Source organism: Actinoalloteichus fjordicus, from assembly GCF_001941625.1.
GTDB classification, from domain to species: domain Bacteria; phylum Actinomycetota; class Actinomycetes; order Mycobacteriales; family Pseudonocardiaceae; genus Actinoalloteichus_A; species Actinoalloteichus_A fjordicus.
Genome location: NZ_CP016076.1, coordinates 3,347,180 through 3,361,934 on the forward strand (window position 1 = coordinate 3,347,180; position 14,755 = coordinate 3,361,934).

Below are 14,755 nucleotides of genomic sequence, written 5' to 3' on the forward strand. Positions count from 1 at the left end.
GCACCATTCGAACGCCACGATTGCTCCAGCAGGGTGGGCACCAGGGGAGGAACGGGTGACGGACGACGAGGCCGTGCGACACGCTGTGTTGCAGAACGCGGACGTCGGATTCGGAGTGACCGACGTGCGCGGGCGACTCCAGTGGCTCAACGCCGCGCTCGCCCGGCTCCTCGGCGTCACCGAGGAACAGGGCGTCGGCGTCTCACTGCCCGCACTGCTGCCCGGCATCGCCGAAGCCGCCGACGAGCTGCCCTGGCTCAGCAGGATCGCCGCCGAGGACAAACCGCCCCGGTGGATCGAGGTCGTCTGCCTCCCGTTGCCCGGCACCGACCACCGCCTGCTCTACCGGGCCATGGACGTCACCCGATGGCGAGAACAGGAACTCATCAGGACCGACGCGTCCACCCGCCGATCACCAATCGTCGGACAGGTCGGGAACTGGGAGTGGTTCGTCGGCGAGGACCGCGTGGTCTGGTCAGAAGGCATGCGGGAGATGTCCGGGCACCCCGCCGACGCCGAACTGGACTACTCCGCGTTCCTCGGCCTGGTCCACCCCGAGGACCTGCCGCTGGTCGAACGCACCCTCAGCAGAGCACTACGCACCGGAGAACCCTTCACCTACATCCACCGAGCACTCAACGCCGACCCCGACGCCGACGAACGCATCTTCGAGTGCTTCGGCGAGGTCTTCCACGACAGACAGGGCGTGCCCGTCCGACTGGTCGGCAGCGCACACGACATCACCCAGGCCCACCAGGTCCACGTCGAGCTGCGCAAGATGGCCGAGGAAGACCCCCTCACCGGCCTGCCCAACCGGCGGTCCCTCACCCGCGAACTCGAGAGCCAACTCGCCGTGAGCACCACCGGCTCACTGCTGCTCATCGACCTCGACAACTTCAAAGACGTCAACGACCTGCGCGGCCACAAGATCGGCGACCAGGTCATGTGCACCCTCGCCGCCACCCTGCGCGACCGGATGGAAGGCCGGCAGTTCCTCGGCAGGCTCGGCGGCGACGAGTTCGCCGTCATCATGCCCGAGGTCGACGCCGCCCACGCCAGAGCCATCGCCCAACGCCTCGCCGAGGCCGTCGCCGCCGTCCCCATCGACGTCGCAGGCGCCGCCATCAGGATCACCGTCAGCACCGGCGTCGCCCCCTTCGCCTCCGGCCACGGCTGGGAGGCCGTCCTGGCCAACGCCGACCTCGCCCTCTACGCCTCCAAAGCGGCAGGCCGCAACCGGGTCACCGTCTACGACCCCGCCCACTACGCCGACACCGCCAAGAGAGTCGGCGTCCTGGAACGAGTGCGCACCGCACTGGGCAAGGGACACCTCGCACTCCACGCCATGCCCATGGTCAACCTCCGCACCGGCCGCACCCTCGGCTACGAACTGCTCCTCCGACTGGAAGACCACCAGCTTCCCCGCATCGGCCCCGCAGAATTCCTCCCCGACGCCGAACGCACCGACCTGGTCCTGGAGATCGACCGCTGGGTCCTGGGCCAGGCCATCGACGCACTGGCCGCCCACCGCGACCCCGCCCTGCGCCTGGACGTCAACGTCTCCGCCCGCACCCTCGACGACGAGGACTTCTGCGACTTCGTCCTCGACCGCCTCGCCGCCGCCGACATCACCCAGGGCCGCTTCGGCATCGAGATCACCGAGACGGCGGCCATGACCAACCTCGACGCCGCCCGCGACCTCGCCCTCCGACTCCGCGACGCGGGATGCCGGATCACCCTCGACGACTTCGGCTCCGGCTTCGGCTCCTTCGTCCACCTCAAACACCTGCCCGTCACCGGACTCAAGATCGACGGCGAGTTCGTCCGGGGCATCGACCAGGGCCAGACCGACGCCGTGCTGGTCACCGGGATGATGGAAATCGCCAACGGACTCGGCCTGTCCACCGTCGCCGAGTGGGTGGAACGCCCCTCACAGGTCGAGGCACTGATGAAGCTCGGCGTCGAGGTCGCCCAAGGCTTCCACCTCGGCCGACCGGCCCCCCTCATCGACCTGCTGGCACGGCCGAACGGAGTATTGCCCCGCTAATTCACCCGATCGATTTTCGCCTCTGTCAGAATCTACCGGTCCGTCGCCCGCAGGCCGCCCGACATGCCCCAGGAGAACGTCCGCGTGAATTCCGCCGTACGGGGTGTCCGCCGCCTCGAACTGCTGACCCCAGACCCCGCCAGATCCGTGGAGTTCCACGCGAACCTCCACCAGTGGGTCGTCCTCGCCCAAGCCGACGACCGCTTCAGCTGCTGGGTCGGCGAACGACGCACCGCGCACATCCGCCGCCCGGAACCCGGCGAGACCACCGGCTGGCACGTCGTCTTCGGCGGCGGCCGCCGCCGAGGCCCCCGCGCCCTGACCGACGTCGGCGGCGGACTGCACGCCGTCCTGGACTCCGGCCGCGTCACCCACGGCCCCTGGGCGCCGGAACCCCGCGAAGGCGAACCCTGCTGGACCGAACTGGTCACCGCCGACCCACCGCGCTCCGACGCCTACTGGACCGCCAACGCAGGCTGGGACTTCCGCCCCAGCCCCGAACCGACCACCGCCGTCTACCAGGTCGACGGCCGGGCCATCGCAGGCCGACGCACCGCCGACGCCACCGACCACGCCGTCGGCTGGATCTGCCACCTCGCCAGCCCGGACCTCACCGAGTCCCTGCACCGCGCCCTCGAACTCGGCGGCCGGATCGACAGCGGCCCCACCCACACCGCAGTAGGCCTCACCGCCACCGTGAGCTGCCCGGACGGCTTCCCCCACGCCATGGTGGAGAACCCCGGCGTGTGGGCGGGCCGCCTGGCCGGTCAGCCTGCGGGCCCGCCCCCGAGCTGACCACGACCGCACTCCACGGTCCGGTGACACCCGCCGACCACAGCAGGGGAACGACGTCAGGTCCCACCCCGGTCGAGACGAGACCACCCCCGCCGGTCACGGCCAGATGACCGCCTCGGTGCGGACCCCGTCCTCCCGCACACACGTCGTCCCCGGCGCAGTCGCCGGACCACTGGAACACATCCAGGTCCCGACCTCGACCGGCCCGCCGCCACCCATCCCCGGCGCCGCACCGGCCGCCAGCCTCAGGTAGTAGTCCTGCATGATCCGCGTCGCCTCGAAACAGGGCACCTCGCCCTCGCGCACGAACACGTCGGCCGGGAAGTCCGCCGCCGTCATCACCACGTGATCACACTGCGTCCCCGACGCATCCGGAGCCACCCGCAACGACACCCAGCCCCACAGCAGCCGGTGATCCGAGCAGGCCAGCCCGCCGCACTCACCGCCGTCGACCACGACCCGAGACGCCACCTCCGCCGCGAAGTGCCCCGCGTCGACGAACACGTAATCGGTCTTGAGCCGATCCGCCCCACCCTCCCACGTCCAGGCACCCTGCCGGGCAGGCGACGGACACGCAGCCGCAGGCTCCGCCGCACCACACATCCCGACCTCGTGAAACACCCCGTCACCCACCGGCGAGGAGTACAACGACGACAACCGCTCCGCCGACGGCTCGACACCGAGATCCCCGACGACGATCGTCGGCAGCATCGGCGCCTCGAGCTGCCACTGCTCGCTCAACTGCCCCAACTGCTCGTCACCCGCCGCACCGTCGGCCAGCCTCGTCACACAGGCCTGCACCGTCGTCGGACGCGCCGTATGGGCACACACCGCGCGCGTCACCGTCGACTCGTCACCGGGAACATCGTGATAGCGGAACGCCGAGACCATCGGCGCCCGCACCAGCACCGCCAACCCACTCCGAGCCTGCTCAGCGGGAACGTCCCGACCGGCGAGAGCACCACACGCCTCCGCCGCGCCCTCGATGTCCTCCCCGGGACCGAACTCGTAGTCCACGGCGAAGTCCTCGGCGGCCAGCAACTCCGCCAGCAGCACGATCTGACTCTCACACACCTCCTGCACGGCGATCACGTCCGGTCGGCCCGCCAGGATCTCCCCGGCGAGGAACTCCACCACCTCGGTCGCCTTCGACGACACCGCCTCCGTCGCCTGCCCGTCGCTCCCCGCGTTGTACTGCACCACCGCCAACGACGCGTCCCCGGCGTACTCGGCGACGCCGTCCTCCCGCGCCGGATACTCGCCCGGCCGGGTCTCGTCCGGCAGCATCGCGACCGTCGTCGACGCGGCAGACTCTGTCGGGGACCCGTCGGAACCAGTCGCCCCGGAGCATCCCGCCGCGACGACGACGGCGGCGCCGGCAACCGCGAGGACCCGACGTCCCACGACCGTCCGGTGTCGGAGGGACCCGAACACTGACATCAGCACTCCAGAGTGGTCGAAGACCGGTGACGAACGGCCCCTCCGACGTACCACCGACGCCCCCGGTTCCGAACCACCGGACCGCCGACGGCCGATCAACCCACGTCAGACGGCGAAGGTCAGTCCCGCTCCCGATCGACCAGCCGCGCCAACGCCCGATACGTCCGATTCACCGCCGCCGCCGCCCGCTGCTCCCGACCCGTGGCCTCGATGTAGTTCTGACTCGTCGCCAGACTCGCATGCCCCAACAACGCCATGATCTCCGAGGCGTTCGCCCCGTCCTCGGCCAGCCGGGTGGCGAACGTATGACGCAACGCGTGCAGACTCGCCCCCGCGGGAACCCGGTCATGCACCCCGGAAGAGCGGAAACAAGACCGCACCAGATACTCCAGGCCGCCACGCCCGATGGCCTCGCCCTGTCTGTCCAGCAACAACGGCGCCGAAGTCCCTCTGGCTCCTCGAGGAAAGCGCGTCCGGCACGACGTCAGGTAGTCCTCGACGATCCGCTCCATCGGCGCCTCGATCGGAATGGACCGCTCCCTGCTGCCTTTGCCCCGCACGTGCAGTCGACGCTCACCCGGCCTGCCCACCAGCGAACCCAGCGTCAACTCGCGCATCTCCGCCGACCGCAGCCCGGTGATCAGACCGAGCGCCAGCACCAGCACATCCCGCTCCGGCCAGGGATCACGACCGCGACCACCACCCGTGGCCGTCGCCGTCAGAAGCTCCTCCGGAGTCTGCTCCCCCCGCAACGGCTTGGGCGTCAACGCCGGAGTCCTCGGCCGGGCCACCGCCGCCATCGGATTGCCCGCCACCAGCTCCTCGGCCACACAGAACGTCAAGAACTGATTCCACGTCGACCACGCCCGCAGGACCGAACTCTTCGCATGAGTGTCGGCGAAGGCTCCGAAGGCCGACCGCAGCGACCCCGAGGTCACCTCCTCGAGATCGAGGTCACCCGCCGCACACCCCAGATCGCCCGCCAACAGCGCCGTCACGCCCGCCAGGTCACGCCGATACGCCGCAGTGGTGTGCGGGGAGTCCTTGCGGGGACGCCGAGCGAGGAAGAACGCGTCCTGGGCTTCGATCAACCGCATGCCGATCTTGTACACCGTCACCCCGTGATCGCGCACGCCAGCAGCCGCGACGGGGGCGCGACGACGCTGGTCGGCCACCCGAACCGATGATCACACGCTAGGCCGAACAGCGGTCGCCTATCCCCGACGGGCGTGCCCGAGCGCGTACGGTGGCCATCATGCAGGCGAAAATGTGGATCACACCGGATAGCGAGTTCGGGCTGGTGTCCCTCATGATCGAGGACACCGAGACCGGGGCTGTGGTCGGCCACGTCCTGGGTCCGAAGGAGTTCGACGCACTGCAACAGGCGACCAGAGAGGCTGCCGACCGCGCGGAGTCCACCGACGACCACGTGCAGATCAATCTAGCCGAGATCCTCGACCACTGACCCGCCCACCCTGATCGCTGCTGACAGCGGGCGACGGCCTTACGCCGCGAGACCAGACCCGTGCGGCGCACCGGTCGTGCCGACTGACCATCGGGACACGAGCGGGCGGGCGCCCCCTCGGTTCGTCACGGCCATGGACGACACCCAGAATCGCGGCCCGGGGGAGAGACCGGCCCGCTTCGGGCCGCCGCCCCGGAAGACCCATACCGCCGCGATGGTGGACCGAGAACGGCAGAACCCCAGGTCGGGCCTTGCGGGTGGGCACCGGCTGGCGACGCTCGCGCCCAGCGTCGGGTGCGACGCGGTCTGAGTGACCGCGTCGCTGCGGGGTCAGCCGACGGTGAAGGTTCCGTCGTAGCCTGCGAGGGTCACGCCTCGGAAACTCACGCACTGGACCCCGGCATCGATGATCTCGACATTGAACTGAGCCGTGAACTCCTCGCCCGCGAAGCGGCCGTCGGCGATGACACCCGCCAACTCCACGTGCGCCAGTCCGGACCCCGTCAGGACGAAGTCCACTGTGCTGGTCTCCGTGGTGCCGTCCCGCAGCGCCCAGTCGATGCGGCCCTCACCGGAGGTGCCCTCCGGGCTGCCGAGACAGCTCAGGGTGCCGATCGCAGTGCCGTGCAGCGAAGCTGAGCGGACCTCGCCCGCGGCGTCGATACAGCCTCCGTCGTTGCCCGCGAGGGTGAGCGTGCTGAGCCTCGGCACGAACAGGACGCCCGGCTGGAAACCGGCCTGCCCGCTCAGGTCGCACGTCACCTCGCCCGGCTGCTGCGCGGACGCCGTCGGAACGGCGGTTACGAGTGTCGCCGTCACGAATGCCGCTGCCATGAGCTTCAGGAGGTTCCGGAACATGACGTGAACTCATCCTTCCTGGTAGGCGGGAAGAGCCACGCTCTCCCTTCGGCCCGAAAGTAGGTCCTGATGATCATCTCGGCCGCGTGTGTCCGGGTATTTCACACGGCTGGGTAGCCGGAATCGCCCGACGGAGATCGCGGGGGAGCGGTACTGATCAAGCGGCAGGAGTGCCCGCCAGCGGAACAGGGTGCGACCGGGGCGCAAAGTCGAGAGCGGGGAAGCGCCCCCGACGGTCCCGACGACGAAAACCGGGTCGCGGCGGACAGCGCGGGCGCCATGCGATCGTCTCCGCAGGCCGGTGCCTCGGAGCGCGGACACGACGATGGACCTGGGCGACACTGTGGTCAGTGCTCGTCGCACTGCACCTCGGGCATGGTCCGGCAGGGCGCCGTACGGTGATCATTCATGCATAATGGCGATTATGCATGAAATCTCGGGCCAGGCCGAGGAGGGGCGCCCCGAACTCGGGGAGTCTGACGGTCGGTTCGACGTGACCGAGCCTCTCGATCTCGATCCCGTGCGCGTGCGTCATCCGGATCACCCCTCCGGGGCGCTTCTCAGGGCGGCCCGACGGCGCACCTACGCCACCGCGCCGAAGTCACCGCGCCGAGTTCATGGCGGACGCGTTCGTGCCGGGTGCCGCCGTCGGCGACTGACTGTCGAAAGCCGGTAGGCTCTCGTCGAATCCCGTCGATACGTCACCGTGACGAATCCCAGTCGGGCTTGGGCACCCGGGCTCGACATCACCGGAGTCGTTGGAACACGAAGCGGACGACGTCGTAGTCGCCGGAGGTGCGAGCGCCCGCGACGCGTACCCCATGGCAGGGGCGGCGCTCACTGAATGGGCCGGCCAGCGGGGGCGTTCATCGGGCGCGGCGATACCAGCGGACCAGCCACCGTCGCCCGCCGACCTCGCGAGGCTCATCCGGTCCGTCGACCCGATGAAAGCCCGCATTCTCGGCCGTGCGCTGGGATGCGCGGTTGTCGACATGGGTGAACAGTCGAATCTCGTTCACCGGCCAGTTCGCCAGCACCCGATCGCACAGGGCGCGCACTGCCTGACGGGCCACGCCGCGGCCGCGGGCGGCACGGGCGACCCAATAACTCACCTCCGCGCCGTCTTCCTGGCGGGTGGCGGCGACCGAGGCCAGTCGCGTCCCGGTTGCCGCGTCGACGACCAGGTATCCCATTGCGTCGTCGTCGCTACGCAGTCTTGCCAGCGCGGCGCGGAACTCTTCGACGGTCAAGGATGCGCGTTCGATCGTGAACCGCAGGATCTCCGCGTCCTGCACCTGTTCGACGTACCACTCGGCGTCCTCGTCGGAGACGTCGCGTAAGGCGATGTCCATGCGTTCCTCTCGCGTTGCGCAGGGCCGCCCGCGTGCCGGTCGACTGAGGTGAGCCTGCCAGGAACGCCGTGGCCTGAGGTACCCGTTTTCCACCCCGATCGGCCGCCGACCTGCGCCTGGGCGTTTGGCCGATAATATACATTATGTTAACTAGTCGGTTCGCGGACGAACCGTCCCCCGTGCAGTCTTGTGCGGCGTTACCTCGGCTATGAGGCGCCGGCACCCGTCGGCTGCCGGTCGTTCTCGCGTCCGCAGGCGCTGCGGTGCCCGTCCGAACTCACGACGTCCTGTCTGCTCGCGGCCGAGGTCGCGACTCTCACCGTTCGTTCTGGCGCCGCCCACCGTCGGCACCGTCGTCGCGTGCTTCGCCACTACGGCATGGCGTCGGCCGCCGTTCGCCACGCCGGTGATTCTGTCGCTCGGCTGCCATCAGTCGGGTCCGACCCGCCTGCGGGTCGTCTCTCTGCGGTCCGGGACCTCCAGCTTTCCGTCGTGCTGCCGCTGCTCAGGCGTCGACCGGGCCGGGCGGAAACTGCCGGAATGGCTTGCCTGCCGGTGAATGTCCCTCGTTTACGGGTCTCCCCTGTCACTCCGAGTTTCGCCTACTGTCGCACTATTCAGATGGGTCGCCCACTTTGTGGGACCGATCCGGCTGTGGTGGGCGCAGCGTGATCGACTCGCTGCGTTGCAGACTGGTTGGCGCGAACGTGGTGTCGTTCGCGCGAACAGCGCATTGACGCCGTCGAATCGCGACAGCAGGTGACAGCTCTGCTGGGGCCGCACTCCGTTGGCGGCACCGAATATTCTTGATCGACCGCCACGGTGGACCGTATCCGGGCCACATCGACCAGTGTTGGGATAGTGGCTGTTCAGCGAGCTGAGGTTCGACTTGTCGAGGTGGAATATCGGTGCTCGGCACTCCCCTGCTTCTGGTCCCGGGAATCGGTTTCAGCGCAAATCGAGTAGCGGTCGTCGAATATGATCACCGCATCACCCAAATACAGTAATCGGGAGGTCGCTCTTGACACTTTTAACTGATCTCGTTAAAGTTTAAACAGTTCGTAAACTATTCACGGCACTATTGTGCTTATTGAGCAGGGCTTCCTCCGTCAGTCGGCTGCGCGAGCATGCGGTCTCAGCACGGAAGGAGCGTCACACGCCTGCGGCGTGTCCGACCGTCCATGGGGGAACGGTGAACTTCAGCATGTCGAATGGATCGATGACCGGCCGCACCACGTCGGGAGGCCACGCCGCCGCCCGCTCTTCCCTGCGATCCGTCGGAATCCATGACGACAGCGTCGGACTTCCCCTAGCGGCGCCCGGCGCCCGCGCCAGAGACCGCCACGCATGACCGGGCACTCCGACCGGGCCGTCGACCTGGCCGACCTGGAACGCCTTGCGGCGGCACTCCTGCCCGCCGAGGTCCGCGACTTCATCGCAGGCGGCAGCGGCACCGAACGAACCCTGGCGGCGAATCGCACGGCGCTGGACGCGACCTACGTCGTTCCCCGGATGCTCGCGGGCGTCGAGGCGGCGGCCACCAGAACGTCGCTCGTGGACACCGTGGCGGCGCTGCCGCTCGCGGTGGCACCCATGGCCTACCAGCGCCTGGTCCACCCGGACGGGGAACTCGCCGCCGCGCGCGCGGCGGCAGCGGCCGGGGTGCCGTTCACGGTCAGCACCCTGAGCAGTCGGACGGTCGAGGACATCGCGGGCACCGACGCCGCGCTGTGGTTCCAGCTGTACTGGCTCCGAGACCGAGGCGTCGTCACGGAGCTGGTGGCGCGGGCGGAGGCCGCAGGCTGTTCGGCGCTCGTCGTGACCGTCGACGTCCCGGTGATGGGCAGGCGGCTGCGCGACGTGCGCAACGGCTTCGCGCTGCCGTCGTCGGTGCAGGCGGCCCACCTTGCCCCTGGCCCGAGCGGGGCACACGACCGGCGAGCAGGCGGCTCTGCGGTCGCCGATCACACGGGGACGGCCTTCGACCCGACGCTCGGCTGGCATGACCTGGAGTGGCTGCGGGCACGCACTCGGCTTCCGTTGGTGGTCAAGGGAGTGCTCGATCCGAGGGATGCCGTGCGGTGCGTCGACCTGGGCGCGGCTGCGGTCGTGGTGTCCAACCACGGTGGACGGCAGCTTGACGGTGCGCTGCCCACTGCGCTGGCGCTGCCTCGTGTCGTCGAGGCGGTGGGTGCGACGGCCGAAGTGTTGGTGGACGGCGGCATTCGCAGCGGTGTCGACGTCCTGCGGGTGTTGGCGCTCGGTGCGAGCGGTGCGTTGATCGGCAGGCCGATCCTGTGGGGGCTGGCTGTCGACGGCGAGCACGGGGTGGCTCGAGTCCTGCGTCTGCTGGGTGTCGAGCTGGAGCAGGCGTTGCTGCTTGCGGGATGTGTCGACGTCGCCGCCGCGCGTGATCTCACGACGCACCTCGATTCCTGTCTGCCCTGACGGCCGCACGGACCGTGAACGGCGCTACCGCACCGCGATTCGGAGGCTTCATGACCGAGATGGTGGATTTCCGCTTGTTGGGGCCCTTGGAGGTTCTGGTGCGGGGAGACCAGGTCCCGATCGGAGGTCCGAGGCAGCGGGTGGTGTTGACGATGCTGCTGCTGAATGCGGGTCGGGTGGTGTCGGTGGACAGCCTGGTCGAGACGGTGTGGGGCACGCGGCCGCCGTCGAGCAGTCGGACGCAGGTGGCGATCTGTGTGTCCGCGCTGCGGAAGACGTTCCGGGAGCGCGGGGTCGAGCGGAAGCTGATCGAGACTGCGGCGCCGGGGTATGTGCTGCGGCCGGAGGGGCACCGGATGGACACGCTGGTGTTCGAGGAGTTGGTGGCCGAGGCGCGGGCGCGGCGGGGGCGGCTGGCCGAGGCGGTCCGCTGCTACGACGCGGCGTTGGCGTTGCGGCGTGGACCGGTGCTGTCCAACGTCACCGGGGCGGTGCCGGAGCATGCGGCCACGCAGTGGGAGGAGAGTCTGCTCGCCGCATATGAGGAGCAGGTGGAGCTGCGGCTGCAGCTGGGTGAGCATCGTCTGCTGGTCGCGGGGCTGGTGGACGCGGTGGACCGGCATCCGTTGCGGGACCGGCTGCACGGGTTGTTGATGACGGCGCAGTATCAGTCCGGGCAGCGGGTCGCGGCGTTGGAGACGTTCGTTCGGTGGCGTCGGCGGTCGATCGAGGAGTTGGGGCTGGAGCCGAGCGTGGAGCTGCGGCGGCTGCACGAGCGGATTCTGCTGGACGAGGGGGGGCCGGTGGTGGATCGGCCGCCTGCGCAGCTTCCTGCCGCGACGCAGGCGTTCACCGGTCGGGCGGAGTCGTTGGCGGCGTTGGACGGGTTGGCTGCGCGGGGCGGGCGGGGTGGGGCGCCGCCGCTGGGGTTGTTGGTCGGCGGGGTCGGGGTGGGCAAGACCGCGCTGGCGGTGTGGTGGGGTGCTCGCAATGCCGATCTGTTTCCCGACGGTCAGTTGTTCGTGGATCTGAGTGGGCATGATCCGCGTCGTGCTCCGGTGGATCCGCACACGGCGTTGACGTATCTGCTGCATGCGTTGGGGGTGCCGCCGGAGCGGGTGCCCAGTCCTGCGGAGCGGCCTGCGTTGTTTCGTACGTTGGTGGCGGATCGGCGGATGCTGCTGGTGCTCGACGATGCCCGTGACGCCGCGCAGGTGTGGCCGTTGGTGCCGAACAGTCCGACGTGTCAGGTGTTGGTGACCTCGCGGAGCACGTTGCGTGAGCTGGTGGCGCGGTGTGGGACCGTGCCGTTGCGGCTCGGTGGTCTGCGCCAGGACGAGGCGGTGCAGCTGGTGCGTGGGATCGTCGGGGCTGCGAGGGTGGGGCGTGATCCGGAGGCGGTGTCTCAGCTCGTCGAGTTGTGCGGGCGCCTGCCGGGGGCGTTGTCGGCGGCGGCCGCACGGTTGGCGGGCAAGCCGCATTGGGATGTGCCGAGGATGGTGCGGGAGCTGCGTCGTCCTGCCGGGCGGTTGACCGGGTTCGGTGGTGGGGGGCAGCGGCTGCATGACGGGTTGGCGAGCAGTGCGCGTCGACTGGACCCGGTGGCGGCGCATCTGTATCAGGCGTTGGGTGGTCTGCCTGCTCCGGAGTTGACGAGTTGGACGGCGGAGGCGTTGTTGGGCTGTTCGGCGCCGGATGCCGATGACGTCTTGGAGCGGTTGGTGGACGCGCATCTGTTGGAACCGGCTGTCTCCGGTGCCGATGGCGAGGCTCGGTATCGGCTGCCGAGTCTGCCGCACGCCTATGCGGCGGAGTTGGCGACCGCTCCCCCGCCTGCGCAGGCGGGTGGGTCGGTGAGCGGACGGGAGGCGTCGTCCGGGCTTCGGCGTCCGGCGACCGCCGACGTGACGTGATGCGTCGGTTGCGGTCGTGGGCGCGGTGGGGTCGGCCTGCGCGTGTGATGCTCGCGTCGGGCGCGGTGATCGGGCGCCCTTCTCGATCCTCCGGCGGCGGTTCGGTCTCTGGTCGGGGCCGTGGGGTCCGGCCGGGGGTGCTGGGCTGTCGGCCGGTTGTCACCAGGAGTGTGCTGGACGGTGCATTCCCAGAACTGATGAGGAGCCCCGTGACCACAGTCGGAACCTGCCCTTATCCCTTCGGCGATCCGGTGCGCCTTGACGTGCACCCGAGTTATGCGCGGTCGCGTGCCGAGCAGCCCGCGATGCGGGTGCGGCTGCCCTACGGTGACGAGTGCTGGCTGGTCACTCGGTATTCCGATGTCAAGACCGTGTTGTCGGACTCGCGGTTCAGTCGGGCTCGTGCGGCCGGTCGGGAGGACACGCCTCGGGTGACGCCGGAGGCCGCGCCTGCGGGTTCGATCCTGAGTATGGACCCGCCGGAGCACAGCAGGCTGCGTCGGATGATCGCGCGGGGTTTCACCGCGCGGCGGGTTCGTGAGTTCCGGCCGCGTACTCAGGAGATCGTCGACGGCCTGTTGGACGAGATCGAGCGGGTCGGTCCGCCTGCGGATCTGGTGGAGAGGCTGGCGTTGCCGCTGCCGGTGTCGGTGATCTCGCAGATGCTCGGGGTGCCGCCTGCGGAGCATCACCGGTTTCGGGACTTCTCGGCGATGGTGTTGTCCACGACGGCGTTCACCAGGGAGGAGGTCGTGGCGGCGCGGGCGGGGTTGGAGGAGTATCTGGGTGAGCTGGCCGAGCAGCGTAGGCGGGTTCCCGGTGACGACCTGATGAGTGCGTTGGTGGCCGCGCACGATGATGATCGGCTCTCCGAGCAGGAGTTGCGGCAGACGGGGATCACGTTGCTGGTCGGCGGGCATGAGTCGACGGCGAGTCAGTTCGCCAGTTCGGTGTACCTGTTGTTGTCGCGGCCGGAGCGGTGGGCGTTGCTGCGGGAGCGTCCGGAGTTGGTGCCTTCTGCGGTGGAGGAGTTGCTGCGGTTCATTCCGTTGGGCTCCGGTGGTGCCTTCGCGCGGTATGCCGTCGAGGATGTGCAGCTGGGTGAGGTGCTGGTGCGGGCGGGTGAGGCGGTGGTGGCCAGTACCAATTCGGCGAATCGGGACGATCGGGTGTTCGCCGATCCGGATGAGTTCGACCTGACTCGTGAGCACAATCCGCATCTGGCGTTCGGGGGCGGGGTACACGTCTGTCTGGGGGCGCAGCTGGCCAGGGGCGAGTTGCAGGTGGCGTTGGAGTCGTTGTTGACGCGGTTCCCGGATCTGCGGCTGACGACGCCCGCGGAGGAGGTGCCGTGGAAGGAGGGGACGTTGCTGCGTTCTCCTCGAGAGTTGCCGGTCACCTGGTGATCAGCGTCGGCTTCGGCTGGTGAGGAGGAAGTCGACCACTGCGTCGGCGGCGGAGAGTTGTCGGCTGGTCGTCCCGACGGTGCGGGGCGGGTTGGGGAACTCGCCGCCCGGCCAGGTGTGTCCGCCGCCGTGGACGACGATGGACTCCACGCGTAGTCCGGTGGTGGGGTTGGTGCAGGTGTCGCGGGTGAGGGAGGTGCCGTCGGGCTGGTCGGTGTCGGGGAGTTCCTCGTGCCGGTGTTCGTCGGCGCCGCCTGCTCGGCAGAACGCGTTCACGGTGTCGGCGGTGGAGATCGTCGGTCGGGGTGGTTCCTGCCCGATCGGCGGTGTTCCCTCGGGTGGGGTGGTGAGGCCGTCGATGGGGCGCAGCGGGTCGGCGTCGCCGTAGACGGACAGCAGCGGGATGGGGCCGCTCGGTTGGACCGGGACGGGCGGCCCCGGGAGTTGGCCTGCCACGGAGGCTGCTGCGGTGAACCAGTCGGGGTGTTCGGCGGCCAGGCGCAGTGCCATCAGTCCGCCTTCGGAGAAGCCCGCCACGGCGACGCGGTCGGGGTCGATCTGGGTGGTGCTGGTGAGTTCGTCGATCACGGCGCGGGCGAAGTCGATGTCGGCGTCCGGGTCGGGGCGCAGTGCGGTGGGTTGTGGTGAGGCGCCCCAGCCTTCGTTCGCGCCTTGGAGGTATGCGGCGGCGACGCCGTGGGCGTCGGCGGCGGCGTTGAGTCCGCTGTAGCGCTCCATCTCGGCGGCGGAGCCGCCTTTGCCGTGCAGGACGAGTATCAGGGGTCTGCCGGGGTGTTCGGCGGGGCTCTCGGCCATGCGCAGTCGGTAGGAGCGGGGGGTGCCTGCGACGGAGATGTCGCGGAGGGTGGTGACGGCGTCGGTGGCCGGGCGCAGGGCGGCGGGTGCCTCCTCCCCCGCTGCGGCGGGGTCCGCCGGGGCGGGCGGGGCGGCGGGTTCGGGGGCGGTGCACGCGGTCAACGCCGTGGTGACGGCGATGGCCAGCGCGCACCGCTGCGGGAGTCCGACCATGG

The 14,755-nt window shown here is 69.6% G+C and carries 11 protein-coding genes; 6 read left to right on the forward strand and 5 right to left on the reverse strand.

Features of this window, described 5'->3' with window-relative positions; translation table 11 throughout:
• Window positions 1-55 precede the first annotated feature (55 nt).
• Both UA74_RS14845 and UA74_RS14850 read left to right on the forward strand, forming a co-directional pair.
• Window positions 56-2,047: a putative bifunctional diguanylate cyclase/phosphodiesterase gene (locus UA74_RS14845; protein WP_232237768.1), complete on the forward strand. Its 1,992-nt coding sequence runs from the start codon at window positions 56-58 to the stop codon at window positions 2,045-2,047.
• An 84-nt stretch (window positions 2,048-2,131) separates the two neighbouring features.
• Entirely contained in the window at window positions 2,132-2,842 is a 711-nt protein-coding gene (locus UA74_RS14850) for a VOC family protein (RefSeq protein WP_157434204.1), read from the forward strand.
• A 96-nt stretch (window positions 2,843-2,938) separates the two neighbouring features.
• Here UA74_RS14850 and UA74_RS14855 read toward each other — a convergent pair whose 3' ends face one another.
• The gene (locus tag UA74_RS14855; RefSeq protein WP_198043032.1) at window positions 2,939-4,129 is read right to left on the reverse strand and encodes an endonuclease/exonuclease/phosphatase family protein; all 1,191 of its coding nucleotides are present in this window, start codon (window positions 4,127-4,129) and stop codon (window positions 2,939-2,941) included.
• 272 nt (window positions 4,130-4,401) lie between these two features.
• Entirely contained in the window at window positions 4,402-5,379 is a 978-nt protein-coding gene (locus UA74_RS14860; protein WP_075743844.1) for a tyrosine-type recombinase/integrase, read from the reverse strand.
• A 158-nt stretch (window positions 5,380-5,537) separates the two neighbouring features.
• Between UA74_RS14860 and UA74_RS14865 the strand changes: the two genes are divergently transcribed.
• Entirely contained in the window at window positions 5,538-5,747 is a 210-nt protein-coding gene (locus UA74_RS14865) for a hypothetical protein (RefSeq protein WP_093941743.1), read from the forward strand.
• A 330-nt stretch (window positions 5,748-6,077) separates the two neighbouring features.
• On the opposite strand, the gene UA74_RS14870 is transcribed toward UA74_RS14865, so the two are convergent.
• Window positions 6,078-6,605, reverse strand: coding sequence for a hypothetical protein (locus UA74_RS14870; protein WP_075740832.1), 528 nt, complete (start codon window positions 6,603-6,605; stop codon window positions 6,078-6,080).
• Window positions 6,606-7,471: 866 nt separating this feature from the next.
• The gene (locus UA74_RS14875) at window positions 7,472-7,957 is read right to left on the reverse strand and encodes a GNAT family N-acetyltransferase (RefSeq protein WP_075740833.1); all 486 of its coding nucleotides are present in this window, start codon (window positions 7,955-7,957) and stop codon (window positions 7,472-7,474) included.
• Window positions 7,958-9,304: 1,347 nt separating this feature from the next.
• Between UA74_RS14875 and UA74_RS14880 the strand changes: the two genes are divergently transcribed.
• The 3 genes from UA74_RS14880 (at window position 9,305) to UA74_RS14890 (ending at window position 13,724) form a co-directional block, all read left to right on the forward strand.
• Window positions 9,305-10,405: an alpha-hydroxy acid oxidase gene (locus UA74_RS14880; RefSeq protein WP_075764575.1), complete on the forward strand. Its 1,101-nt coding sequence runs from the start codon at window positions 9,305-9,307 to the stop codon at window positions 10,403-10,405.
• Window positions 10,406-10,455: 50 nt separating this feature from the next.
• Window positions 10,456-12,318 carry an AfsR/SARP family transcriptional regulator gene (locus UA74_RS14885; RefSeq protein WP_232237769.1) on the forward strand — a complete coding sequence of 621 codons (1,863 nt, stop codon included), beginning with the start codon at window positions 10,456-10,458 and terminating at the stop codon, window positions 12,316-12,318.
• Between the two features lie 209 nt (window positions 12,319-12,527).
• Entirely contained in the window at window positions 12,528-13,724 is a 1,197-nt protein-coding gene (locus UA74_RS14890) for a cytochrome P450 (protein WP_083683219.1), read from the forward strand.
• On the opposite strand, the gene UA74_RS14895 is transcribed toward UA74_RS14890, so the two are convergent.
• Complete coding sequence (locus UA74_RS14895) at window positions 13,725-14,753, reverse strand: alpha/beta hydrolase family esterase (protein ID WP_075740836.1); 1,029 nt, start codon at window positions 14,751-14,753, stop codon at window positions 13,725-13,727.
• Window positions 14,754-14,755 lie beyond the last annotated feature (2 nt).

Coding starts and splice junctions, on each gene's coding strand:
- UA74_RS14865 (WP_093941743.1), top strand. CDS start 5,538: ATGCAGGCGAAAATGTGGATCACACCGGATAGCGAGTTCGGGCTGGTG.
- UA74_RS14860 (WP_075743844.1), bottom strand. CDS start 5,379: ATGCGGTTGATCGAAGCCCAGGACGCGTTCTTCCTCGCTCGGCGTCCC.
- UA74_RS14870 (WP_075740832.1), bottom strand. CDS start 6,605: ATGTTCCGGAACCTCCTGAAGCTCATGGCAGCGGCATTCGTGACGGCG.
- UA74_RS14885 (WP_232237769.1), top strand. CDS start 10,456: ATGACCGAGATGGTGGATTTCCGCTTGTTGGGGCCCTTGGAGGTTCTG.
- UA74_RS14880 (WP_075764575.1), top strand. CDS start 9,305: ATGACCGGGCACTCCGACCGGGCCGTCGACCTGGCCGACCTGGAACGC.
- UA74_RS14895 (WP_075740836.1), bottom strand. CDS start 14,753: ATGGTCGGACTCCCGCAGCGGTGCGCGCTGGCCATCGCCGTCACCACG.
- UA74_RS14875 (WP_075740833.1), bottom strand. CDS start 7,957: ATGGACATCGCCTTACGCGACGTCTCCGACGAGGACGCCGAGTGGTAC.
- UA74_RS14855 (WP_198043032.1), bottom strand. CDS start 4,129: ATGCTGCCGGACGAGACCCGGCCGGGCGAGTATCCGGCGCGGGAGGAC.